The sequence below is a fragment of the Nocardioides humi genome (assembly GCF_006494775.1).
GTDB classification, from domain to species: Bacteria; Actinomycetota; Actinomycetes; order Propionibacteriales; family Nocardioidaceae; genus Nocardioides; species Nocardioides humi.
Genome location: NZ_CP041146.1, coordinates 1,938,649 through 1,960,094, shown reverse-complemented (window position 1 = coordinate 1,960,094; position 21,446 = coordinate 1,938,649). Strand labels below are relative to the sequence as shown.

24 protein-coding genes, 2 tRNA genes and 1 pseudogene are annotated in these 21,446 nt (G+C 71.8%); 20 read left to right on the top strand and 7 right to left on the bottom strand.

Annotation, left to right across the window (positions count from 1 at the left end):
* Positions 1–39: 39 nt before the first annotated feature.
* The 7 genes from FIV44_RS09705 to FIV44_RS09675 all read left to right on the top strand — a co-directional run bounded on the left by FIV44_RS09705 (position 40) and on the right by FIV44_RS09675 (position 5,273).
* On the top strand, positions 40–720 hold the full coding sequence (locus tag FIV44_RS09705) for a sugar phosphate isomerase/epimerase family protein (RefSeq protein WP_141004261.1): 681 nt from the start codon (positions 40–42) through the stop codon (positions 718–720).
* The gene (locus FIV44_RS09700; RefSeq protein ID WP_141004260.1) at positions 717–1,913 is read left to right on the top strand and encodes an NAD(P)/FAD-dependent oxidoreductase; all 1,197 of its coding nucleotides are present in this window, start codon (positions 717–719) and stop codon (positions 1,911–1,913) included. Before FIV44_RS09705 ends, FIV44_RS09700 begins: the two co-directional genes overlap by 4 nt.
* The gene (locus FIV44_RS09695; RefSeq protein ID WP_141004259.1) at positions 1,906–2,700 is read left to right on the top strand and encodes an SDR family NAD(P)-dependent oxidoreductase; all 795 of its coding nucleotides are present in this window, start codon (positions 1,906–1,908) and stop codon (positions 2,698–2,700) included. The genes FIV44_RS09700 and FIV44_RS09695 overlap by 8 nt, the downstream gene beginning before the upstream one ends.
* 48 nt (positions 2,701–2,748) lie before the next feature.
* Positions 2,749–3,495 carry a glucose 1-dehydrogenase gene (locus FIV44_RS09690; protein WP_141004258.1) on the top strand — a complete coding sequence of 249 codons (747 nt, stop codon included), beginning with the start codon at positions 2,749–2,751 and terminating at the stop codon, positions 3,493–3,495.
* A gap of 66 nt (positions 3,496–3,561) precedes the next feature.
* Complete coding sequence (locus FIV44_RS09685; protein WP_141004257.1) at positions 3,562–4,344, top strand: enoyl-CoA hydratase/isomerase family protein; 783 nt, start codon at positions 3,562–3,564, stop codon at positions 4,342–4,344.
* Positions 4,345–4,473: 129 nt separating this feature from the next.
* The gene (locus tag FIV44_RS09680; RefSeq protein WP_181411076.1) at positions 4,474–4,977 is read left to right on the top strand and encodes a helix-turn-helix domain-containing protein; all 504 of its coding nucleotides are present in this window, start codon (positions 4,474–4,476) and stop codon (positions 4,975–4,977) included.
* On the top strand, positions 4,926–5,273 hold the full coding sequence (locus tag FIV44_RS09675) for an IclR family transcriptional regulator domain-containing protein (protein WP_181411075.1): 348 nt from the start codon (positions 4,926–4,928) through the stop codon (positions 5,271–5,273). Before FIV44_RS09680 ends, FIV44_RS09675 begins: the two co-directional genes overlap by 52 nt.
* Before the next feature lie 235 nt (positions 5,274–5,508).
* On the opposite strand, the gene FIV44_RS09670 is transcribed toward FIV44_RS09675, so the two are convergent.
* Entirely contained in the window at positions 5,509–5,793 is a 285-nt protein-coding gene (locus FIV44_RS09670; protein WP_141004255.1) for a DUF7336 domain-containing protein, read from the bottom strand.
* 22 nt (positions 5,794–5,815) lie between these two features.
* Positions 5,816–5,888: transfer RNA gene (locus FIV44_RS09665), tRNA-Arg, on the bottom strand.
* Between the two features lie 213 nt (positions 5,889–6,101).
* Here FIV44_RS09665 and FIV44_RS09660 point away from each other — a divergent pair.
* Complete coding sequence (locus tag FIV44_RS09660; RefSeq protein WP_141004254.1) at positions 6,102–7,451, top strand: LCP family protein; 1,350 nt, start codon at positions 6,102–6,104, stop codon at positions 7,449–7,451.
* A 19-nt stretch (positions 7,452–7,470) separates the two neighbouring features.
* Complete coding sequence (locus tag FIV44_RS09655; protein WP_141004253.1) at positions 7,471–7,674, top strand: hypothetical protein; 204 nt, start codon at positions 7,471–7,473, stop codon at positions 7,672–7,674.
* 77 nt (positions 7,675–7,751) lie between these two features.
* On the opposite strand, the gene FIV44_RS09650 is transcribed toward FIV44_RS09655, so the two are convergent.
* Genes FIV44_RS09650 through FIV44_RS09640 form a run of 3 tightly spaced genes read right to left on the bottom strand, consistent with a single transcriptional unit; the run spans position 7,752 to position 9,185 of the window.
* Positions 7,752–8,093, bottom strand: coding sequence for an MscL family protein (locus FIV44_RS09650; RefSeq protein WP_141004252.1), 342 nt, complete (start codon positions 8,091–8,093; stop codon positions 7,752–7,754).
* A gap of 60 nt (positions 8,094–8,153) precedes the next feature.
* Positions 8,154–8,819 carry an SAF domain-containing protein gene (locus FIV44_RS09645; protein WP_141004251.1) on the bottom strand — a complete coding sequence of 222 codons (666 nt, stop codon included), beginning with the start codon at positions 8,817–8,819 and terminating at the stop codon, positions 8,154–8,156.
* Between the two features lie 54 nt (positions 8,820–8,873).
* Positions 8,874–9,185 (bottom strand): FmdB family zinc ribbon protein, encoded by a 312-nt coding sequence (locus tag FIV44_RS09640; RefSeq protein ID WP_141004250.1) that lies wholly within the window; start codon positions 9,183–9,185, stop codon positions 8,874–8,876.
* Between the two features lie 95 nt (positions 9,186–9,280).
* Between FIV44_RS09640 and FIV44_RS09635 the strand changes: the two genes are divergently transcribed.
* Positions 9,281–11,896 carry a penicillin acylase family protein gene (locus tag FIV44_RS09635; RefSeq protein WP_141004249.1) on the top strand — a complete coding sequence of 872 codons (2,616 nt, stop codon included), beginning with the start codon at positions 9,281–9,283 and terminating at the stop codon, positions 11,894–11,896.
* Positions 11,897–11,901: 5 nt separating this feature from the next.
* Here FIV44_RS09635 and FIV44_RS33110 read toward each other — a convergent pair whose 3' ends face one another.
* Together FIV44_RS33110 and FIV44_RS33105 are read right to left on the bottom strand one after the other, a co-directional pair.
* Positions 11,902–12,177 (bottom strand): 5-formyltetrahydrofolate cyclo-ligase, encoded by a 276-nt coding sequence (locus FIV44_RS33110; protein ID WP_281285858.1) that lies wholly within the window; start codon positions 12,175–12,177, stop codon positions 11,902–11,904.
* A gap of 83 nt (positions 12,178–12,260) precedes the next feature.
* Positions 12,261–12,500, bottom strand: a pseudogene (locus tag FIV44_RS33105) (5-formyltetrahydrofolate cyclo-ligase); the annotation flags it as partial.
* A gap of 29 nt (positions 12,501–12,529) precedes the next feature.
* Between FIV44_RS33105 and FIV44_RS09625 the strand changes: the two are divergent.
* The 10 genes from FIV44_RS09625 (at position 12,530) to FIV44_RS09580 (ending at position 21,377) form a co-directional block, all read left to right on the top strand.
* Entirely contained in the window at positions 12,530–13,921 is a 1,392-nt protein-coding gene (locus FIV44_RS09625) for a UTP--glucose-1-phosphate uridylyltransferase (RefSeq protein ID WP_141007811.1), read from the top strand.
* The gene (locus tag FIV44_RS09620; RefSeq protein ID WP_141004248.1) at positions 13,914–15,119 is read left to right on the top strand and encodes a molybdopterin molybdotransferase MoeA; all 1,206 of its coding nucleotides are present in this window, start codon (positions 13,914–13,916) and stop codon (positions 15,117–15,119) included. The genes FIV44_RS09625 and FIV44_RS09620 overlap by 8 nt, the downstream gene beginning before the upstream one ends.
* A gap of 13 nt (positions 15,120–15,132) precedes the next feature.
* Complete coding sequence (gene moaC / locus FIV44_RS09615) at positions 15,133–15,612, top strand: cyclic pyranopterin monophosphate synthase MoaC (RefSeq protein WP_141004247.1); 480 nt, start codon at positions 15,133–15,135, stop codon at positions 15,610–15,612.
* On the top strand, positions 15,609–16,091 hold the full coding sequence (locus FIV44_RS09610; protein ID WP_141004246.1) for a MogA/MoaB family molybdenum cofactor biosynthesis protein: 483 nt from the start codon (positions 15,609–15,611) through the stop codon (positions 16,089–16,091). The genes moaC and FIV44_RS09610 overlap by 4 nt, the downstream gene beginning before the upstream one ends.
* On the top strand, positions 16,088–16,768 hold the full coding sequence (locus FIV44_RS09605; protein WP_246086900.1) for a GNAT family N-acetyltransferase: 681 nt from the start codon (positions 16,088–16,090) through the stop codon (positions 16,766–16,768). The genes FIV44_RS09610 and FIV44_RS09605 overlap by 4 nt, the downstream gene beginning before the upstream one ends.
* Positions 16,769–16,875: 107 nt before the next feature.
* Complete coding sequence (sepX, locus tag FIV44_RS09600; protein WP_141004245.1) at positions 16,876–17,790, top strand: divisome protein SepX/GlpR; 915 nt, start codon at positions 16,876–16,878, stop codon at positions 17,788–17,790.
* Positions 17,791–17,831: 41 nt separating this feature from the next.
* On the top strand, positions 17,832–18,116 hold the full coding sequence (locus tag FIV44_RS09595; protein ID WP_141004244.1) for a hypothetical protein: 285 nt from the start codon (positions 17,832–17,834) through the stop codon (positions 18,114–18,116).
* 52 nt (positions 18,117–18,168) lie between these two features.
* A tRNA-Ala gene (locus FIV44_RS09590) sits at positions 18,169–18,241 on the top strand.
* A 347-nt stretch (positions 18,242–18,588) separates the two neighbouring features.
* Positions 18,589–19,923 (top strand): cytochrome P450, encoded by a 1,335-nt coding sequence (locus FIV44_RS09585; RefSeq protein ID WP_141004243.1) that lies wholly within the window; start codon positions 18,589–18,591, stop codon positions 19,921–19,923.
* A gap of 104 nt (positions 19,924–20,027) precedes the next feature.
* Positions 20,028–21,377, top strand: coding sequence for a cytochrome P450 (locus FIV44_RS09580; protein ID WP_141004242.1), 1,350 nt, complete (start codon positions 20,028–20,030; stop codon positions 21,375–21,377).
* Positions 21,378–21,446: the final 69 nt, after the last annotated feature.

The window sequence follows — 21,446 nt, the reverse complement described above, 5'->3', positions numbered from 1 at the left end:
ATGACGATGACCGATCTACTCACTTTCGGACGTTGGACCATGGGCGTCGGCGACGTCTGCTTCAAGCCCCGGGTCGACAACTACGAGGCGGCGCGCCGCGCCAAGGAGGCGGGCTTCTCGCACCTGGACCTGCACTCGTACTGGGACGACGGCGACGAGAGCAGGCTCGCCGTCCCGATCGGCAACCGGATCGTCAACACCGGCGACCCGGACCGTGAGCTGTCCGAGGTCGTGGCCGACGGCGACAAGCTCGCGGCCTGGCCGCGGGCGCGGGACGGCTGGGGCTATGTGCCGCCCCCGGACATGCCCGGCGCGTGGGAGCACACCGTCGCCGAGCTGCGCCGGGCGCCCAAGTCCGTCGTGGAGCCGTGGGCCGGCTCGGTGTGCTCCACCAACGAGGTCACCAAGCAGCTCATCGAGGAGGTGCCGGGGCTGCGGCTCATCGTGGACGTCGGTCATCTCGTCTACAAGGACGAGGACCCGTTCGAGCTGCTGCCCTATGCGGACATCATCCAGCTCCGCGACTGCGCGCCCGGGCAGCAGCAGCTGCACGTCGGCGACGGGGTGATGGACTTCGAGCGCCTCAAGACCGAGCTCGAGCGGCTCGACTACCAGGGCGCCATCACGATCGAGTACTTCGACCTGCACTGGGTGGGCTATCCGCTCGACACGCCCTGGGAGTGGAGCCTGGACCTCGCCCACTACCTGGACGCGCTGTGACCGTCGGCGCCGGGTCCGGGCACGACGTCGTGGTCGTCGGCGCGGGCGCCGCGGGCCTGACGGCGGCCGAGTCCCTGCGCCGGGACGGGTTCGCGGGCCGGATCACGCTCGTCGGCGACGAGCACCACGCGCCGTACGACCGGCCGCCGCTGTCGAAGCAGGTGCTGGCGGGGGAGTGGGAGGCCGCGCGGGCGGCGCTGCGTCCCGACGAGCACTACCGGGCACAGGACATCGACCTGTCTCTGCGCACCACGGCGCGTGCCCTCGACCCCGCGACGAGGCGGCTGACGCTGGCCACCGGCGAGGAGCTGGGCTACCGGCACCTCGTGATCGCCACCGGGGTGACCCCGCGGCGGCTGCCCTTCGGCCACGACCTCCACGGCGTCCACACGCTGAAGACGATCGACGACGCGGCCGCGATCGCGCAGGGGCTCGCCTCGGCGAGCCGGGTGCTGGTCGTGGGCGCCGGCTTCCTCGGCACCGAGATCGCCGCGACCGCGCGCAAGCTCGGCCGCGAGGTCGTGGTGGTCGACGTACTCGATGCGCCGCTGGTCCGCGGACTGGGCGCCTGGATGGGCGAGGTCGTGCGCGACGTGCACGCCGCGAACGGCGTGGAGATCCGCACCGGCACGGGCATCGTCGGCCTGACCTCGCTCGACGGCCGGGTCACCGGCGCCGACCTGAGCGACGGCAGCCACCTCGCCGCCGACCTCGTGGTCGTCGCGATCGGGTCCCAGCCCACGACCGGCTGGCTGGGGCGATCCGGCATCGGGCTCGACGACGGCGTGCTGTGCGACGAGTTCTGCTTCGCCGCGGAGGACGTCGTGGCGGTCGGGGACGTCGCCCGGTTCCGGCATCTCGGCTACGGGCGCTCGCTGCGCCTCGAGCACCGGATGAACGCGACCGAGCAGGCCCGGGCGGCGGTCGCGAACCTGCTGGCGCCGCCGGAGGGCCGGGTCGCCTTCGAGCCGATCCCGTACTTCTGGACCGACCAGTACGCCTACAAGATCCAGGCGTACGGACTGACGCCCGCGGACGCGGCGGTGCGCGTCGTCCGCGGGGACGTCGCCGAGCGCAGGTTCGTCGCCGCCTACGAGGTCGACGGCCGGGCCGTGGGCTTCGTCGGCTGGAACTCACCCCGGGACCTGCGCGCGCTGCTGCCCGAGCTGGAGCACCGGAGGGTCGATGTCTGAGTCGTCTGGGTCTGGGTCGGCAGCGGCGGACGGGCAGGTCGTCCTGGTCACCGGCGCGAGCAGGGGGGTCGGCCGGGCCACCGCCCTGCGGTTCGCTCGGGCCGGCGCGGCCGTCGCCCTGGCGGGCCGCGACGTCGAGGCGCTGGCCGAGACCGCGCGAGCCGTCGAGGAGGCAGGGGCGGAGGCGCTGGTCCTGGCCTTCGACGTCTCCGACGCCGATGCGTGCCGCGACGCCGTGCGTCGTACCGCGGAGAGCCTGGGCGCCGTCACGACCCTGGTCAACAACGCGGGCATCGCCGAGTCCGCGACCTTCCTCGACACGACGCTGACGGACTGGCGCCGCACGATGGCGGTCGACGTCGAGGCGCCCTTCGTGCTCACCCAGGCCGTGCTTCCCGCGATGCTGCAGGCCGGCGCCGGCGCGGTCGTCAACATCGCCTCGATCGCCGCGAAGCGGGGCTTCCCGTACGTCGCGGCCTATACGGCGGCGAAGCATGCGCTCCTCGGGCTGACCCGGTCGCTGGCGACCGAGTTCGCGACGAGCGGGGTGACCTTCAACTGCGTCTGCCCCTACTACATCGACACCGACATGGTCCGGCAGACCATCGACGCGATCGTCGCCCGCGGCCGCACGGAGGCCGAGGCGACGGCACGCCTGGCCAACCCGCAGGGCGGTCTCGTCGACCCCGAGGACGTGGCGTCGCTGTGCCTGTTCCTCGCCTCGCCGGCCGCCCGCAGCATCACCGGCCAGGCGTACAACATCGACGGCGGGCTGCACCAAGGCTGATCGCGGCGCCCTCCGGCGGCGTGCTCGACGAACAGGAAGGACGTGGCCATGCCGCGACTCGACCAGAAGGTCGCCCTCGTCACGGGCGCATCCCGGGGCCAGGGCGCCGCGCATGCGCGGCGCTTCGTGCGAGAGGGGGCCAAGGTGGTGATCGCCGACGTCCTCGACGACGAGGGCGGGGCGCTGGCGGAGGAGCTCGGCGACGACGCGCTCTTCGTGCACCTGGACGTCGCGGACGAGGACTCCTGGGCGGCCGCGACGGCAGCGCTGACCGAGCGCTTCGGCGCGCCGTCGGTCCTGGTCAACAACGCGGGGATCGTGCGTCACGCGCCGCTCCTGCAGGAGGACCTCCCGCACTGGCAGCGGGTGCTGGACGTAAACCTCACCGGGTGCTGGCTGGGGATGCGGGCGCTCGCTCCCCACATGACGCGTGGCGGATCGATCATCAACGTGTCGTCGAACGCCGGCCTGGTGGGCTTCGCCCAGGTGGGGGCGTACGTCGCGTCGAAGTGGGGCCTGCGCGGCCTGAGCAAGACCGCCGCGCTGGAGCTCGGCGGCGCGGGGATCCGCGTCAACTCGATCCATCCCGGCGTCGTCGACACGCCGATGCTCACCTTCGACCCGGCCACCTCGGCCGCCTTCCGGACGCAGCCGATCGCGCGGGCGGCCCAGCCGGAGGAGATCGCGGATCTCGTGGTCTTCCTCGCCTCCGACGAGTCGAGCTATGTCACGGGCGCGGAGATCGCGATCGACGGCGGCATGGTCGTCGGCTCGGTGCCGCCCTCGACGGTCTGACGGAAGGATGCGGATGCCCAGGTACCTGATGCTCGTGATGACCGACCCCGCGGGGACGGTGGGAGCGTGACGACGGGCGAGACGAGCGATGCGGTGGTCTCCGTCGAGGTCGACGACCGCGGGGTCGCCGTCGTGGAGTTCGGCCGCGGCCGGTCCAACTACTTCGACGCCGTCCTGATCGGCAAGATCGCCGACGCCTACGCCGAGCTCGCTGCCGACCGCGCTCGGGCGATCGTGCTGTGCTCGGCGGGGCGCCACTTCTGCGCGGGCCTGGACTTCGGCGACGCGCGCGACGTCGAGGCGACCGTGGCCGCGATCTACCGGCAGGGCCTCCGGCTCTTCGCCGCCGGCCCGCCGGTCGTGGCCGCGGTCCAGGGCGCCGCGATCGGCGGCGGGCTCGGCCTGGCGATGTCCGCGGACTTCCGGGTCGGAGCGCCCGATGCCCGGCTCGCGGCGAACTTCGCCCGGATCGGCATCCACCACGGCTTCGGCCTCAGCGTGACCCTCGCGCGCGCCGTCGGGCGGCAGCGCGCCGCGGGGCTGCTGCTCTCCGGCCGCACGCTCGACGGCCGGGAGGCGGGGGAGCTCGGCCTGTTCGACCGGGTGAGCGAGTCGGCCGACTCGCTCCGGGCGGAGGCCGTCGCCTGGGCGGGCGAGATCGCCCGGTGCGCCCCCCTTGCGGTGGCCAGCATCCGGCGTACGCTGCGCGGGAGCGACCTGGCCGAGCAGGTCGACGCCGCTCTCGCCCACGAGCTGGCCGAGCAGGTGGCGCTGATGCGGACCGATGACTTCGCCGAGGGGGTCAGGGCGGCGCAGGAGCGACGCGAGCCGGAGTTCCACGTGCGGTGAATGTCGGCCATCGGACGCGGCTGGGATAGTCTAGAATCAGATTCAGATGAATGGAACCTATTTCGCGCCGCCGTCGGGTCCGGGCACGGTCCGCCGCAGTCGGCGTCTCGGACCGATGTGAGGAGTGCCATGGCCGCACGCAAGGCTTCGGACGACATGGTGTCGCAAGCCCAGACCGTGAACAACAGCGCGATCGGCAAGGCCGTCGCCGTCCTGGGTGCGCTGCGCAACGCCAACGGGCCGATGACGCTGACGGCGATCGCGGAGGCCATCGGCGTCGCCCCCAGCTCGGCGCACTCGATCCTCAGCCATCTGCTGAAGGAGTCGATGGTCCTCCAGGTGCAGGACAAGAGGTACGAGCTCGGGCCGCAGGTGTTCTACCTCGGCGCCGGCTTCGCCCGCTCGACACCGGTCTACCGAGCCACCTGGATGGAGCTGGTCGACGCCGCCGCCGAGCTCAGCGTCACCTCCGCGGTCGCCGTCCCCTGGGGCGACACCTTCCTCGTGCTGAACTCGCACCGCGCGGGCCGGACCAATGTCGCCATGCCCTTCGGCGGCCGCGTCCCGCTCGACGCCTCGTCGTGGGGCAAGGTCTACTTCGCCTGGGCCGGCGTCAAGCCCCCACCAAGCTGACCCGCTACACCGACAAGTCGATCACCGACCCGAAGGTCTACGCGGAGGAGCTGGAGACCACGCTGCAGCGGGGCTACGCCGTCGATCGCGGCGAGTTCCACGAGGGCGTCGGTGGCGTGTGCGCGCCCGTCACCAGCAGCAACGGCTTCGAGGGGCTGGCGACCTTCGTCGCACCACTGGAGCGCCTCAACGAGGAGGGCATGGAGCGCATCGGCCGAGCCCTGGTGGCCATCACCTCGCGTGCGTCGCTGACGCTCGGCGACGTCGAGCGCGTCAAGTTCTTCGGCACCGTCTGAAGGGCTCGCGCCCGGCGCGCCGCCGTGTGGCCGGGGTGCGCGGACTCAACGCCTCCGCAGCAGGACGAACCGCGCATCGGCCCAGTCCGCCACGCGGGAGATCGACATGGCAACGACCCCCGTCACCACGGTGACGACGTACACGCGAGACGATCCCACCCACAGGCCGAACGCGCCGATCCGGCCGGACCGGTGTCGCGGCGTGGTTCTGCGGCTGCGCTGAGCGGAGGGCTCGTCAGTCCTCCTGGACCGGCATGCTGACGAACCCGTCGGTCCAGCGGTCCGCGTCGAGCGTGTAGGCGTCCGCGACGAAGCAGTCGGGCTCGTCGCGGAAGCCCTCGCGAAGTCGAGCGCGCTCGATGGCGGCCATCGCGGCGTCCGCGGTCGAATAGATCCCGATCACCTTGACGTCGTCGTACTCCTCGTCGATGAGCAGCTCTCCCGACTCGTCGCGATGCTCGATCGGCGATCCATCCACGTTCCTGGCGTGTCGGACGTGCCAGAGCAGGAAGACGTCCACGGGTGCCAAGGGTAACGTCGCGTGCCCCAGGCAAGAGTCGAACTTGCGACCTTTCGCTTAGGAGGCGGCTGCTCTATCCACTGAGCTACTGGGGCGTAGGTGTGTCAGGGTCCATCTTGTCAGGTCCAGTTGGGCGGGGCCGGATTGGGTCGAGAGGAGACGAGCGGTGACAATGGTGACGACTCGCCGCCGTGCTTGGTGCGGTCCGTACGGTGGGCGTGGTACCACCGGTGCCGACCGGCCGCTGACTCGGCAGCGCAGTCGAGCCACGACCATCCGCCGCGAGCGGCCACACGACCAGGTGATCCATGACGCAGGACGTTGAGACCGGGCGCGCCGACGCGACGCCGGGGAGCCGCGCGCGCCGGGTGCCGACCTCACGGGCCGACCGGGACCGCCGTCGTCCCCGCGCGGAGCGGGGCGGGCGGGGACGACGGGTCGCCGGGGGACGGCGCAAGGCGCCGCAGCCGGGCAAGACCGTCTTCAAGGTGATCGCCGCGAGCCTCCTGTCGCTCGGCCTGGCGACCGGTCTGGGCGTGGTCCTGGTCTACAACAACTGGAACGGCAATATCGACCGGCAGGACGTGTCGAACCAGCTGACCAACCGCCCCGACAAGGAGGACGTCGCCGGCCCCCGGGAGCCGATGAACATCCTGGTCATGGGCTCCGACACCCGCGCGGGCGAGGGCAACGGCATCGACGGCGAGTCGACCAACGGGCTCTCCGACACCACGATCCTGTTCCACCTCTCGGCCAACAGGGAGTTCGCCTACGGCATCTCCGTCCCGCGCGACACCGCGGTGATCCGGCCGGAGTGCACCAAGGAGGACGGCAGCAAGATCCGGGCCGCGAGCGGGTACGACAAGTGGAACGCCGCCTTCGCGTACGGCGGCCCGGCGTGCACGATCCAGCAGTTCGAGCAGGTCACGAACATCCGCATCGACAACTACGTCGTCGTCGACTTCAACCAGTTCAAGGACATGGTCAACGCCCTCGACGGGGTCGAAGTCTGCATCCCCGACGACATCGACGACGAGGTGCGCAACATCCACCTCAAGGCCGGCACCCGGGAGATCAAGGGCAACGAGGCGCTCACCTACGTCCGGGCCCGCTACCGGATCGGCGACGGCACCGACCCCAACCGCACCCGGCGTCAACAGGCCTTCATCGGCTCGATGATCAACAAGGCGCTCACGGCCGGCATGCTCGCCCGGCCCGACCGGCTGATCAGCTTCATGAACGCCGCCACGTCGTCGCTGCAGACCGACTTCAAGGGCATCGCGCAGATGGCCGACCTGGCCGTCACCGCGCAGGGCATCGGCGCCGACAACATCAAGTTCATCACCACGCCGTGGGTCTACTCCAGCAAGGTGAGCTCCGGCATCGAGTGGACCCCCGAGGTCGACAAGCTGTGGCGGCTGGTCCGCCAGGACAAGCCGCTGACGGCGGAGTTCCTCAAGGACGCGCTCAGCGCCGGCGACAACCCCGACGGCTCGCCGTCGGCGACCGGCGGCGCCGGCGCGAGCCCGACGGAGACGCCCTCCGACACGGCCAGCGGTACGCCGGACGGCACGCCCGGCGACGACACGCAGACCCCGCCGGCGACCCCCGAGGGCCTCAGCGAGTCCGGCCGGGCCGCGGCCGGCCTGTGCACCTGAGCCGGACCCGGCGGACCCGATGAGCGAGCACCCGCAGAGCGAGCACCCGCAGAGCGAGCACCCGCAGAGCGAGTGGGAGCGCCGGCGCCGGCTGGCCGAGATCTTCGGCGACGTCGAGCCCGCGGTGACCTCCGACGAGCGCGACGACCTGCCTCCCGAGGTCCGGGAGAGCGCCGGCGACCGCTGGCTCAAGGCGCAGGTCCCGCCCCACCACGGCGACTGACGGCGTCCCGAGAAGCATCGAGGGCCGGTGGGGGAGCTCCCCCACCGGCCCTCGCGCTGCCTCTCGGCGCTCGCCGCTCAGCGGTTGGCGAGCGAGTCCCGGATCTGGGTGAGCAGGACGATGTCCGGGGCCTCGGCCTCGGGCTCGTCGGGGAAGAAGCGCTCCTTGGCCTTGGTGTAGGGCATGACGACCAGGAAGTAGACGACGGCGGCCAGGATCACGAACGCGATCACGGCGTTGAGGAACGCGCCGAACGAGTTCGGGGTGTTGCTGAAGACGTCGCTGGCGGAGTCCGGCATCTGCGCGGTCAGCCAGTTGACGAAGGTGGTGACGACGGTGCCGAAGGACGCACCGATGATGAACGCGACAGCGATGTCGACCAGGTTGCCCTGGAGCAGGAACTTCTTGAACCCGGACATGTATCTCTCCTCTTTCCCGAGGCGCTGGTTGAGGTCGGGACCCTCTCTTGGGCCAGAAAACTATCTGCGACTCCACGTATAAGTCACGTATTCCGCTGCGGACGCGGCCGTGACGTGGTACACCTCGCCCGAATCTAGGGCCAGCACGACCAGCCGCCCGGGAAGCGCGCCGTCGTCCGCCGCGGCCGGGTCGGGGACGGCGAGCACGGTCGCGTCGCGGGCCAGCGTCCGGGTGGTGCGGCCCTGCGGATCGGTGCCGAGCAGGGTGATCCGGTCGCCGGGCGTCAGCAGCGCGACCTGCCCCGCGTCGGACAGCCGGACCGGCACGGTCACGGTGCCGGCGGGCTGGGCCGTGCCGAGGTCCGGCCCGACCAGGCGCACGTCGGTCACCGGCTCGCCCGCGCGCAGCGGCGCGGCCAGGCGCCGCCCGACCGGGTCGTCCGCCGCCCCGTCCGGTACGACGTCCGGCGGCACCCGCACCGTCACCAGGTCGCCGCGCGCCAGGGCCTGCCCGGCCGGCAGGTCGCGGGCCGCCACGAGCACCGCGGCGGTGGCCGGGGGCGGCGGCGCGAGGGAGCGGACGGCGACGGCGGCCCCCACGCCCAGGAGGAGGGCGGCGATCAGCCGGCGCCGGCGCAGCAGCCGGCGGCGTACCTCGTCGAGGGCGTCGCGGGTACGACGCAGCGGGCGGCGCGCGGGCGGGCGGTCAGGGTCGCGGGGCTCCATGCCGGCGACGGTAGGCCGCCGCGACGCCGGCTGCCGGCGTCATCCACAGGGGTCCTACGAGGCGGGCGAGGCCGCGGCGCTCGAGGTCGAGCCCGAGGAGTCGCTCGAGCCGCTCGAGCTCGACGCGGCGGGCGCGCTGTCGCTCTTCGCGGCGGGCTTCTCGGACGACGTGCCGCCCGACTTGCCGTCGGACTTGCTGTCGGTCTTGTAGAAGCCCGAGCCCTTGAACACGACGCCCACGGAGTTGAACACCTTGCGCAGGCGTCCGGTGCACTCGGGGCACGTGGTGAGGGCGGCGTCGCTGAACTTCTGGACCTGCTCGAAGGCATGGCCGCACTCGGTGCACAGGTACTGATAGGTGGGCATCGACGTTCCTCGCTTGGCGCTCTCGCCCTAGCACTCTTGCCGGGCGAGTGCCAATGCTACGCCAGGAGGGGCCTGCACGGCACAATGACGCCACCATGGTGGACCACGACCCGAGCGACACCGTCGCCGACGCCCCGGAGCGCCCCTCTCCCTCCTGGCCCCGGTGGCTGCGATGGACCGCGGCGATCGGCGTGCTGCTCGTCCTGGTGCTGATCGCCGGCCTGACGACCGCCGTCGTGGGCGTGCGCCGGTCCTGGCCGCAGACGGGCGGCGAGCTGACGATCAGCGGGCTCGAGGCGGAGGTCCGGGTCGTGCGCGACGACCACGGCATCCCCCAGATCTACGCCGACTCGACCCACGACCTGATGCTGGCCCAGGGCTTCGTCCACGCCCAGGACCGCTTCTTCGAGATGGACGTACGACGGCACGCGACCGCCGGCCGCCTCTCGGAGCTGTTCGGGGACTCCGGCCTGGAGACCGACCTCGTCGTCCGCACCCTCGGCTGGCGCGACGTCGCCGAGAAGGAGCTGTCCCTGCTGCGGCCCTCGACCCGGAGCGCGCTGGACGCCTACGCGGAGGGCGTGAACGCCTACCTCGAGGGCCGCTCGCCGTCCGAGATGTCCCTGGAGTACACCCTGCTGGGCATCACCGGCCTCGACTACCAGCCCGAGAAGTGGAGCGCCGTCGACTCGGTCGCCTGGCTCAAGGCGATGGCCTGGGACCTGCGCGGCAACCTCGACGAGGAGATCGGCCGCGCGCTCGCGATCGCGACCGTCGGCGAGGACCGCGCGAAGGACCTCTACCCCGACTACCCGTACGACGAGCACGCCCCGATCGTCCGGCCGGACGGCGCCGCCGGCGGCTCCCCGGCCCTGTCGCGCCCCGCGCCGGCCGGCGCAGGCACCGGCACCGTGCGTGCCCTCGCGCGGGTGCGCAGCGTCCTGGCCGGCGTGCCCGCCCTGCTGGGGCGCGGCGACGGCATCGGCAGCAACGCCTGGGTCGTCGACGGCGACCACACCGACACCGGCGCGCCGATCCTCGCCAACGACCCGCACCTCGGCATCTCGCTGCCCGGCGTGTGGACCCAGGTCGGCCTGCACTGCCGCACGCTGTCGCCCGAGTGCCCCTACGACGTCGCCGGGTTCGGCTTCTCCGGCGTCCCCGGCGTCGTGATCGGCCACAACCGCCACATCGCGTGGGGGTTCACGAACCTCGGTCCCGACGTGACCGACCTGTACGTCGAGCGGGTGAGCGGCGACACCTGGGAGTACGACGGCCAGCGGCTCCCGCTGACCCGCCGCACCGAGCGGATCGAGGTCCGCGACGGCGAGGACGTCGAGATCACCGTGCGCTCCACCAGCCACGGGCCGCTGCTCTCCGATCTCGCCCGGTTCGCCGACGAGGACGGGATCGAGATCACCCGCGACGGCCTGCTCGACCAGGTCGAGGACGTCGCGGACGCGCAGGACGCAGGCGAGGACGCCATCTCGCTGGCCTGGACGGCGCTGACGCCGCGGCCGACCGCGGACGCCCTCCTCGCCCTCGACCGGGCGAGCGACTGGGACTCGTTCCGCGAGGCGCTCGCCGACTTCGCCGTACCGGGGCAGAACGTCGTCTACGCCGACACCGAGGGCCACATCGGGTACCAGGCGACCGGTCTGGTGCCCATCCGCCGCCCCGGCAACGACGGGCGGCTGCCCGCCGCGGGCTGGCTGCGGTCGACCGGCTGGACCGGCGAGTTCGTGCCGTACGACTCCCTCCCGCACGTCCTCGACCCGCCGTCCGGGATCATCGCCACCGCCAACCAGGCGGTCACGGACCCGGGCGGGGACACGCCGTACCTCACCTCCGACTGGGACCTCGGCTACCGCTCGGACCGGATCAACCGGCTGCTCGCCGCCGACGACGAGCTCAGCGTCGAGAGGATGGCGGCCATCCAGCTCGACGACCGCAGCGCGATCGGGGAGGCCCTGACGCCGTACCTCCTCGACATCGACCTGCCCCGCGGCTACTACTCGGACGGCCAGCGGCTGCTGCGTTCGTGGAACTACCGGCAGGACGCCGACAGCGCGGCCGCGGCGTACTTCAACGTCGTGTGGCGCGAGGTGCTGGAGCGGACCTTCGCCGACGAGCTGCCCGAGGTGATCCGCCCCGACGGCGGCGACCGCTGGTTCGCGGTCGTCACCGCGCTGCTGCCGCGCGGCAAGAACGCCTGGTGGGACGACGTGAGCACCGACGACAAGGTCGAGCGGCGCGAGGACATCCTGCGCGACGCCATGATGGCGGCCCGCGACGAGCTCACCGCCCTCGAGTCGCCCCATGCCAAGGAGTGGACCTGGGGGGCGCTGCACGAGCTCGACCTGCGCTCCTCCACGCTGGGGGAGTCCGGCATCGGGATCGTCGAGCGGATCTTCAACCGCGGCGGCTGGGAGGTCGGCGGCGGCAGCTCGCTGGTCAACGCCACGGCGTGGGACGCCCGCGAGGGCTACCAGGTGGTCACCGCGCCGTCGATGCGGATGGTGGTCCCGATGGACGACCTCGACGCCGCGCGGTGGATCAATCTCACCGGCGTCTCCGGCCACGCCTTCCACCCTCACTACACCGACCAGACCGAGCTCTGGGCGCGCGGAGAGACCCTGCCCTGGGTGTTCTCCGAGAAGGCCGTCGAGGACGCCGGCAAGGACGTCCTGCGCCTCACTCCGGCCGGCTGACCCGGTCAGCCGGGGCGGACGCGCACGACACCGCTCGGCGTGGCGGCCGCGGTGACCGGCCGGTCGTGCGGCTCGGCGGGGACCTCGGGGAGCACCTCGTCGTCGTACAGCAGGACGCAGGTGAAGGTGCCGACGGGCACGCGGGCCAGCGCGCGGTCGTAGGACCCGCCGCCGCGGCCCAGCCGCAGGCCGCCGGTGGAGACGGCGAGGCCGGGGACGAGGACGACGTCGGCGGTCGCGACCGCGTCGACGCCGAGGGGCTCACCGAGCGGCTCGAGCAGGCCGCGGCGGGCGGGGCGAGGGAGGCCGGGCCGCGGTAGACGGCCCAGTCGAGGTCGTTGTCGGGCAGCAGCACCGGCAGGATCACCCGCTTCCCGGCGTCGGCGAGAAGGTCGAGCAGGGCGGTCGTGCCGGGCTCGGTGCCGACGGAGACGTACGCCGCGACGGTCGCGGCGCGGCGTACCTCCGGTGTCGCGAGCAGGCCGTCCGCGATCGCCCGGGCGGCCGCCCCGACCTCGGCCAGCGGCCGGCGCCGGCGGGCCGTCAGCAGCTGGTCGCGGGCCGCGACCTTGGCCGCCCCTTGGCACGGTTGTGGACCAGTCACCCGAGAAGCCTACGATCGGCGGTATGGGTATGAGCGGTCGCGGAGGCGGCCTCGAGAAGGCGCGGGCGAAGATGCTCGAGGCGGGGGTCGACCCCGTCGCGATCGAGACGTTCGCGCACTACTACCGGCTACTGGAGCACGGTGAGACCGGGATGGTGCCGGAGGCGACCATCGAGCCCGTCGACATCGAGAGCCTCGCCGACGTGGAGGTCCCCGACGACGTCGCCGCCGACGCGATCGGCCGGACCGTCGCGATCAAGCTCAACGGCGGGCTCGGCACCTCGATGGGCATGGACCGCGCGAAGTCGCTGCTGTGCGTGCGCCGCGGGCTGTCCTTCCTCGACATCATCGCCCGGCAGGCGCTGCACCTGCGGCAGAGGTACGACGCCCGGCTGCCGCTGCTGCTCATGAACTCCTTCCGCACCTCCGCCGACACCCTCCACGCGCTGGCGCGCTACGAGGATCTCGCCGTCGAGGGCCTGCCGCTGGAGTTCCTCCAGAACAAGGAGCCCAAGCTCCTCACCGCCGACCTCACGCCGGCCAGCTGGCCCAAGGACCCCGATCTCGAGTGGTGTCCCCCCGGGCACGGCGACCTCTACACCGCGCTGCGCGGCAGCGGCCTGCTCGACCGGCTGATCGAGCAGGGCTACCGCTACGTCTTCGTCTCCAACTCCGACAACCTCGGCGCGGTCCCGGATCCGCGGGTGGCGGGCTGGTTCGCCGCGTCCGGCGCGCCGTTCGCGATCGAGGCGGTCCGTCGTACCGCCTCCGACCGCAAGGGCGGGCACTTCGCCCGCCGCAGGGCCGACGGCCGGATCGTGCTGCGCGAGACCGCGCAGACGCTGCCCGAGGACCGCGAGGCGCTCGCCGACCTCGACCGGCACCGGTTCACCTCGACCAACAACCTGTGGTTCGACCTGCACGCGATGAAGGCGGTGCTCGACGAGCGCGACGGCATCCTCGGCCTGCCGCTGATCCGCAACGTCAAGCACCTCGACCCCGCCGACCCGGACTCGCCCGAGGTGGTCCAGATCGAGACCGCGATGGGCGCGGCGATCGAGGTCTTCGACGGTGCCCGGCTGATCGAGGTCGGCCGGGACCGGTTCATCCCGGTCAAGACCACCAACGACCTGCTGGTGCTGCGCTCCGACGTCTACGAGATCGGCGACGACTTCGCGCTCACCCAGGTCGCGTCCGGCGTCCCCTACGTCGATCTCGACCCCGGCTTCTACCGAACGATCAACGAGTTCGACAAGCGCTTCCCCGACGGGGAACCCCTTCTTTCCCGCTCCACCTCGCTGCGGATCCGCGGTGACTGGACCTTCGGCCGCGGCGTGCAGGTCGTCGGCGCCGTCGAGTTGGACGGTCGCGGCGCGCAACGGGTCGCCCCTGGTGAGGTGCTCGCCGGTTCGGATGACTGACGCTGTGGTCGGGGCGACGGTCGAGGACCATCGCCGACGGATCCTGGCCGGTGTGGAACCGCTGGGCCGGAGCGACACCGTACCGCTGGGGGAGGCGCTGGGCCGGGTGCTCGCCGCGGACGTCGTGGCCACGCTGTCGGTGCCGCCCTTCGACCACGCGGCGATGGACGGCTTCGCGGTCCGGGCCGCCGAGGTCGCGGCGCCGCCCGTGGAGCTGCCCGTCGCCGGCGTCGTCGCCGCCGGGGACGACGCGCCGCCGCTGCCTCGCGGGGCGGCGCTGCGGATCATGACCGGCGCGCCGGTGCCGCCCGGCGCCGACCTGGTCGTCCCCTTCGAGTGGACCAGCGGCACCGACCCGGTCCGGGTCCTGCGGACCGCCGACGCCGGCCGGCACGTGCGGTGCGAGGGCGAGGACGTGCGGGCGGGGGAGAGCGCCCTGGCCGCCGGCACCCTGCTCGGGCCCGCCCAGCTCGGCCTGCTCACCTCCGTCGGCGCCGCCTCGGTCGCCGTGCGCCCCCGGGTCCGGCTGGCCGTCGTCTCGACCGGCGCCGAGCTGGTCGAGGGGCAGGTGCCCGACAGCAACTCGCCCACCCTGCTGGCCGCCGGCCGGGCCGCGGGCGCCGACGCAGTGGCGTACGGACCGGCGCCCGACGACCCCGCCGGGTTCCGTGCCCAGCTCACGGCGGCCGTCGAGGCGGCCGACGTCGTCGTCACCACGGGCGGCATCTCCGCCGGCGACCACGACGTCGTCAAGGCCGCGCTGGCGGACGAGGACGGCTTCTGGTTCGGTCCGGTCGCGATGAAGCCCGGCCGACCCCAGGGCTGCGGCGCGCTCGCTGCCGCCGACGGCCGGCGGGTCCCGGTCGTGACGCTGCCGGGCACCCCGATCGCGGCGTACGCCGGCTTCCTGCTGTACGTCGTCCCGCTGCTGCACGCGCTCGCCGGCTCCCCGTGGCGGCCGGTCACCGCGCCCCTGGCCGCGCCGGTCCCCGCCGGCGACCGGACGGTGCTGCTGCCCGGCGTGCTCGACGACGACGGCCGGATCCGTCCCCTGCCCGGGCACGCCGGTCACTCGCAGCGGCTGCTCGCCGCGGCGGACGCGTTGCTCGTCGTCCCGCCAACCGGGAGGCTGGTGCCCGCGGGCACGCCCGTCGAGGTGCTGGCGTCCGTAGGCAGCCCTGTGGGGAGCCCCGTATGAAGGAGGAGGAGTCATGGCTGACGAGCAGGCCCGGCTGACCCACGTCGACGCCGCGGGCGCGGCGCGGATGGTCGACGTGTCGGCCAAGGACGTGACCCGGCGGGTCGCGACGGCGTCGGGACGGGTGCTCGTGTCGCCCGAGGTCGTGGGACTGCTGCGCGGCGAGGGCGTGCCGAAGGGCGACGCGCTCGCGGTCGCGCGGATCGCCGGGATCATGGGCGCCAAGCAGACGCCCGCGCTCGTGCCGCTGTGCCATCCGCTGTCGATCTCCGGCGTCACCGTGGACCTGTCGGTCGCCGACGACGCCGTCGAGATCGCCGCCACGGTCAGGACGACCGACCGCACCGGCGTCGAGATGGAGGCGCTCACCGCCGTCTCCGTCGCCGCGCTCACCGTCGTCGACATGGTCAAGGCAGTCGACAAGGGCGCGGTCATCACCGACGTCCGGGTGGAGACCAAGACCGGCGGCAAGTCGGGGGACTGGGCGCGATGAGCCCGGCCCTGCCCGCGGTGGTCGTGGTGGCGTCCAACCGGGCCGCCGCGGGGGTGTACGACGACACCACGGGCCCGCTGATCGTGTCGGCGCTGCGCTCGTGGGGCTTCTCGGTGGGAGAGCCCGTGGTGCGCCCGGACGGCGAGCCGGTGGGTGCGGCGATCGCGCTCGCCGTACGCGACGGTGCGCGGGTCGTGCTCACCACCGGCGGCACCGGCCTCACCCCGACCGACCGCACCCCCGAGGTGACCCGCCCCCTGCTCGACCGCGAGGTCCCGGGCCTGGCCGAGGCGATCCGGGCCGCGGGCGTCGCGAAGGGCGTGCCGACCGCCGTGCTCTCGCGCGGGCTCGCGGGCGTGGCGGGGCAGGCGCTCGTGGTCAACCTGCCGGGCTCGCGCGGCGGGGTGAAGGACGCGCTCGCCGTCCTCGAGCCGGTGCTGGTGCACGCCGTCGAGCAGATCGTCGGGAGCGACCATTGAGTGACGCCCGGCCCGGCGACGCACCACGGGGGGCTCCGCGGGAGCGCATGGTCGTCGGCGTACCCGGCCGCGCCTGGCCCAACGAGCTGATCTCCGGCACCGATCCCGTCGTCCGGCTCCGCCCGATCGTGAGCAGCGACGCCCGGGCCTGGCGCGCCGCGCGTCGCCGCAACGCGCTCTGGCTCGGCCCCTGGGACGCCACCGCCCCGCCCGGCTCCGACGCCCGGCCGACGTCCTTCCGCACGCTGGTCAAGCGGCTGCGCAAGGCCGCCCGGCACGGGACGACGTACCCGTTCGTGGTGGAGGTCGACGGCGTCTTCGCCGGCCAGGTCAGCGTCAACAACATCGTGCGCGGCTCGGCGCAGTTCGCGTCGGTGGGGTACTGGATCGACCAGCAGTTCGCCGGCCGCGGCGTCATCCCGCGCGCGGTGGCGATGGTGATCGACCACTGCTTCTTCCTCGGCGGCCTGCACCGGATCGAGATCTGCATCCGCCCCGAGAACACCAACTCCCTGCGCGTCGTGGAGAAGCTCGGCATCCGCGAGATCGGCTACGCGCCGTACTTCCTGCACATCGACGGCCAGTGGCGCGACCACCGCATCTTCGCCGTCACCCGCGAGGAGGCCCCCCGCGGCGTCCTCATCCGCCTCGACGAATCTGCCCGGGGTGACTCCTAGGGTGATCTACCGGGGGATCCCGCAAATCACATGCGTCACACGAATCAATCTGTGACACACCGATGGACATGCGCCCCGCGCTGCGGTACCGCTCCTAACCTCTCGGTGTGGACCTGAGCTCGCTGATCTTCGTCGCCTTGTTCGTGGCGTGGGCGGTCTACCTCGTTCCGAAGGCGCTCCGCCACCACGAGGAGGACGCCTCCAGCCGCTCGGTCGAGGGCTTCTCCAACCGGCTGCGGGTGCTCGCGCGGCGCGAGGCTGTCTCGTCCACCGAGGCCGAGCTGGTCGAGACCGGCCGCTCCGGTCGCGCCGAGCGCACGGACCGCTCGGACCGCTCGGACCGCTCGGAGCGGAAGCCGGTCGAGGAGCAGGAGCCCGATGCGGAGCCCGCGGCGCCCACCCCTGCGCCGCGCGCGTCCCGTCCGGCGCAGCGTCCGCTGGACCGCCCGTCCGCGCGCCGGGCCGCCGCCCGCCGTCGCCGGGTCTTCACCATCCTGCTCCTCGCGACCGTCGTCGTCGCCGGCCTCGCCATCGGCAAGGTCGTCGACTGGGTCTGGCTCGCCGCCCCGGCCGGGCTGATGGCCGCGTGGCTGGTCGCCTGCCGACTCATGGTCCGGCGCGAGCGCTCCGTCCGCTCCGTCCGCTCCAGCCCGGTCCGCAAGCGTCGGCGCACCCTCGCCGACGAGGCCATCGCCACCGAGGACGCCTCCGCCGAGGCGTCGGCCGAGCCTCTGCGCGACGACACCGACGAGATCCCTGCCGTCACAGCCGAGGTGCTGGACGAGCCGGCCGCCGAGTCCCCCGAGGAGGGCTGGACCCCGGTCCCGGTGCCCCTGCCGACGTACGTCGCCAAGGCGCCGGCGGGCCGCACCGTCCGCACCATCGACCTCGACTCCACCGGCGTATGGAGCTCCGGCCGCAACGAGGCCGACTCCCAGCTCGCCCGCGAGGCCGACGCCCAGCGCGCCCAGGCCGACGCGGCCGCCGCCGAGGCCGAGCAGCGCCGCGCCACCGGCAGCTGACCGTCCCGGATGCGCGGCCGAGCCGCGGGTAACGCCCGGCCATGACCGAGCACGAGGGCACCGCCGCCGACCGCCAGGCCGCCCAGCAGGCGCGCGAGCAGGAGAAGAAGTACGACGACTCCGCCACCGCCGTCTCACCCGACACCCAGCACCCCGATCCCGAGCGCGCGATCGACGAGAGCCCGTACGACGGCGAGTCCGCCCGCGGCCAGTCGACCACCTTCGAGGACCCGCCCAAGCCCCGCGGCAGCTCGGACGTCGACCGCGGTCCCCACGGGGACGACAACCCCCGCCCCGCCGGTCACGCCGACGAGGACCGCAACTGACCATCCCGATTCGGGCCCCGCGCCGCCCGGGTGCTACCGTTTCTCCTCGCTTGGGGCTGTGGCGCAGTTGGTAGCGCGTCTCGTTCGCAATGAGAAGGTCAGGGGTTCGAATCCCCTCAGCTCCACCCTAGTGAACTCTCCGGAGATCCCCGGACAGGCCGGACCTTTGATGGGGTCTGGCCTTCTGGTCTTGCTGGGGTCATAGGCCGCTGTCGAGCCCAGACACGAGTGAATGGTCCGTGGCCGCACAGCATCTCTGCCGGCGACCGACGCCCCCGGGATTCCGTCGTACTCACCGACGACCTCTCATGCCGTCACCAGGTGGCCGACCTTCGTGACCAGGTCGGCGGTTCAACTGGCCCAACGTCTGGACCCAACTGCCGGTCGACATGCTTGCCCGAACCTGACGTTGACCATACCGGCGTGACGAGTTATTTTGGGCGAAATATCGTTGATCAAAGAGGGGTTGGCCATGTCGGTCAAGAAGCTGGTCGAGCGCGAGTACTCGTTCTCCAACCTGGCAGGGGTGACCGTGCTGCGCGGGTATGACGACATCGCATTCGTGCTCAAGTCGTCCCTCGTGCGGCCGTTGAAGGGCGACATCCCTCCGGAGGGCATCCCCTTCGTTAAGGGTGCGATCGTGACCACCCATGGCGAGGAGCACCTGAAGCGACGGCGCCTCTACTCGTCGCTGTTCAGCAACGACGCCCTTCACTACCTCTATCACCACTGCAGCCGGCCTATCGTGACGCAGGCTCTCACGCGGCTCTACGAGACTCATCGTGACGAAAGCGGCCCGATCGTGGCTGACATGGCGCAGTTCGCCCCTCGCATGCTCTACCGGACCACGGCCGTCGTCGCCGGGATCGACCTCGGTGAGACCGATGAGGACGTGGACACCTTCAGTTCCGTGCTAGAGCAGTACGGTCCCGGCATCTCCATCGAGTTCTACACCGACGTCGAGGAGACCATCAAGAAGGCAACTGAGGCCAAGCGCAGGCTGATCGAGGACTACATGCGGCCGGCCCTAGCTCGTCGCCGCGCCCTTGTCGAGGCTTTCAGGGCGGGCCGCATCGACCGCGCCGAGCTCACCCGCGACGTGATGACGCTATGGCTCCTCGACGACGAGTTCGCTGAGCGCGATGAGGACACCCTGTTCATCGAGATGGGCGAGTTCCTCTACGCGGGCAGCCGCACCACCGTGCGGGTCCTGCCCCACATCATCAACCACGTTGCGGAGTGGACCGCCGATCACCCGGAGGACGCCGACAAGACGACCGACAGCGACTTCCTCCGCGGAGCCATCAGCGAGGCGCTGCGCTTCCACGCCCTCGTCCCCGCCCTCCTGCGTGAGGCGACCGAGGACTTCGAGCTGCCGAGTGGGGAGAAGGTATCCAAGGGTGAGTGGCTGGGCTTGGTCTATACCGACGCCAACCGCGATGCTGAGCGCTTCGGGGAGGACGCCGACGACTTCGACCCCCACCGGATCGAACGCCTCGGACGTGGCGTGTCGCCGTGGGCGTTCGCATTCGGGGGCGGCGCGCATATGTGCATCGGGCGCCGTCTGGTGACCGGCGGTGACTGGCGCCGCGGCAGCCAGGCATCCGACCGCGACATCGACGGCACGGTGGTGGCCATCGTGCGGGCACTGTTCGAAGCGGGGGTCCGTCCGGCTGCCGGCGGCGGCCAGCACCACTTCAATGCCGAGGCTGTTCTGTCCGATTTCGACGAATACCTCAGCTATCCCGTTGAGTTCACGACACTGGCGGAGTTCGTCGAACGTCACAAGTCGCTCTCCGCGGGGTAGCTCGGAGCCTCGACTCCGTGGGTCAGATCAAAGATGTTCAGTCCTTGGCCTCAACCAAGGACTCGTTTGGTGTTCCTTACGATTCTCAGTCTGAAGGTGGTCACATGGCGACATCCAGTACCGGCAAACCCATGGTCGAGCGGGACTTCGACTACGCCAGCCTCAAAGGCCTCACGGTCCTTCGTGGATGGGATGACATCGCGTTCGTGCTCAAGTCGCCGGACTTCATCCAACTCAAGGGCGACCTGCCGGTGATCGGCCGTCCGTTCAACAAAGGCTCCCTGCTGAGCCTCAACGGCCATGAGCATCTCGCCCGGCGCCGCCTCTATTCGCCTCTGTTCTCCAACGAGTCTCTCAGCTACCTCTATCACCATGCCGCCCGGCCGGTCATCGTCGAGGCTCTGCTGCGGGTGCACGAGCAGGCCAAGGATGTGTCCAGTCTGCCGTCGGCGGACCTGGCGCAGCTCGTGCCCTCGATGCTTTACCGCGTGTCCGCCAAGGTTGCGGGTGTCGACGATGTCGAGACGGAGGATCAGATCAAGGACTTCAGGGCGGTGCTCGGCAGGTACGCCAAAGGGGTCTCCCTCGAGTTCTTCGAGGACCCCGAGTCGTTCGTCGATGAGGCTCTTGCCGGAAAGGCAGAGCTCGCCGAGCGGTTCCTCAAGCCTGCCGTTGCGAGGCGGGCGGAGATGGTCAAGGCGTTTCACGAGGGTCGACTCGAGAAGGCCGATCTCAATCGTGATCTGATCACGCTGTGGCTGCTTGACGACGAGGATCTCCTGCACGGGCGGTCTGCGGCGAAGGAGGAGGACCTCCTGGTCGAGTTCGCACTCTTCCTTTACACCGCCAGCGGCACGACCCAGCGTCTCCTGCCGCACGTCATCCAGTCGATCTCCGACTGGATCGCGGCCCATCCTGAGGACGCGGACAAGACGACCGACAGCGCGTTCCTGCGTGGAGCGATCGCTGAGACGCTGCGCCACCACGGCCTTCCCGCCATGCTGCGCCGAGCTGTTACCGACGTCGAACTGCCCAGCGGCACCAGGCTGTCGCCGAGCGAGCTCGTGGCGCTGGACTACGTGGACGCCAATAAGGATCCCAAGGTCTTCGGTGACGACGCTGGAGATTGGAACCCGCATCGCATCGAGCGCAACATCAAGGGGCACCCGTGGGGGATGTCGTTCGGCGGGGGTGCCCATATGTGCATCGGCCGGCGACTCGTCACCGGTGGTGACTGGCGCAAAGGAACGACGGCCTCGGATCGCGACATCGACGGCACTGTGGTCGCCATCGTCCGGGCGCTCTTCGAGGCGGGGGTGCGCCCCGACGTCGAGGGCGAGTCGGTCTCGCACGGTCAGGCACAGCTGTCCCAGTTCGACGAGTATGTCGTCTACCCCGTGGTCTTCGACCGACTCGGCGAGTTCGCGGCCTCTGTGGCCAAGTCTGACGCCTAGCCTCGATAGATTCCGAGGCTGCTGACCCGCGGGTCGTACGACGCGACGCGCCGCCGAGCTGTGCTCGGC

Excerpts from the sequence above, each read along its gene's own strand:
- FIV44_RS09610 (WP_141004246.1), top strand. The coding sequence starts at position 15,609 with ATGAGCCCGGCCCTGCCCGCGGTGGTCGTGGTGGCGTCCAACCGGGCC.
- moaC (WP_141004247.1), top strand. The coding sequence starts at position 15,133 with ATGGCTGACGAGCAGGCCCGGCTGACCCACGTCGACGCCGCGGGCGCG.
- FIV44_RS09585 (WP_141004243.1), top strand. The coding sequence starts at position 18,589 with ATGTCGGTCAAGAAGCTGGTCGAGCGCGAGTACTCGTTCTCCAACCTG.
- FIV44_RS09620 (WP_141004248.1), top strand. The coding sequence starts at position 13,914 with ATGACTGACGCTGTGGTCGGGGCGACGGTCGAGGACCATCGCCGACGG.
- FIV44_RS09595 (WP_141004244.1), top strand. The coding sequence starts at position 17,832 with ATGACCGAGCACGAGGGCACCGCCGCCGACCGCCAGGCCGCCCAGCAG.
- FIV44_RS09695 (WP_141004259.1), top strand. The coding sequence starts at position 1,906 with ATGTCTGAGTCGTCTGGGTCTGGGTCGGCAGCGGCGGACGGGCAGGTC.
- FIV44_RS09645 (WP_141004251.1), bottom strand. The coding sequence starts at position 8,819 with ATGGAGCCCCGCGACCCTGACCGCCCGCCCGCGCGCCGCCCGCTGCGT.
- FIV44_RS09640 (WP_141004250.1), bottom strand. The coding sequence starts at position 9,185 with ATGCCCACCTATCAGTACCTGTGCACCGAGTGCGGCCATGCCTTCGAG.
- FIV44_RS09625 (WP_141007811.1), top strand. The coding sequence starts at position 12,530 with ATGAGCGGTCGCGGAGGCGGCCTCGAGAAGGCGCGGGCGAAGATGCTC.
- FIV44_RS09660 (WP_141004254.1), top strand. The coding sequence starts at position 6,102 with ATGACGCAGGACGTTGAGACCGGGCGCGCCGACGCGACGCCGGGGAGC.
- FIV44_RS09705 (WP_141004261.1), top strand. The coding sequence starts at position 40 with ATGGGCGTCGGCGACGTCTGCTTCAAGCCCCGGGTCGACAACTACGAG.
- FIV44_RS09635 (WP_141004249.1), top strand. The coding sequence starts at position 9,281 with ATGGTGGACCACGACCCGAGCGACACCGTCGCCGACGCCCCGGAGCGC.
- FIV44_RS09580 (WP_141004242.1), top strand. The coding sequence starts at position 20,028 with ATGGCGACATCCAGTACCGGCAAACCCATGGTCGAGCGGGACTTCGAC.
- FIV44_RS09655 (WP_141004253.1), top strand. The coding sequence starts at position 7,471 with ATGAGCGAGCACCCGCAGAGCGAGCACCCGCAGAGCGAGCACCCGCAG.
- FIV44_RS09690 (WP_141004258.1), top strand. The coding sequence starts at position 2,749 with ATGCCGCGACTCGACCAGAAGGTCGCCCTCGTCACGGGCGCATCCCGG.
- FIV44_RS09650 (WP_141004252.1), bottom strand. The coding sequence starts at position 8,093 with ATGTCCGGGTTCAAGAAGTTCCTGCTCCAGGGCAACCTGGTCGACATC.
- FIV44_RS09680 (WP_181411076.1), top strand. The coding sequence starts at position 4,474 with ATGGCCGCACGCAAGGCTTCGGACGACATGGTGTCGCAAGCCCAGACC.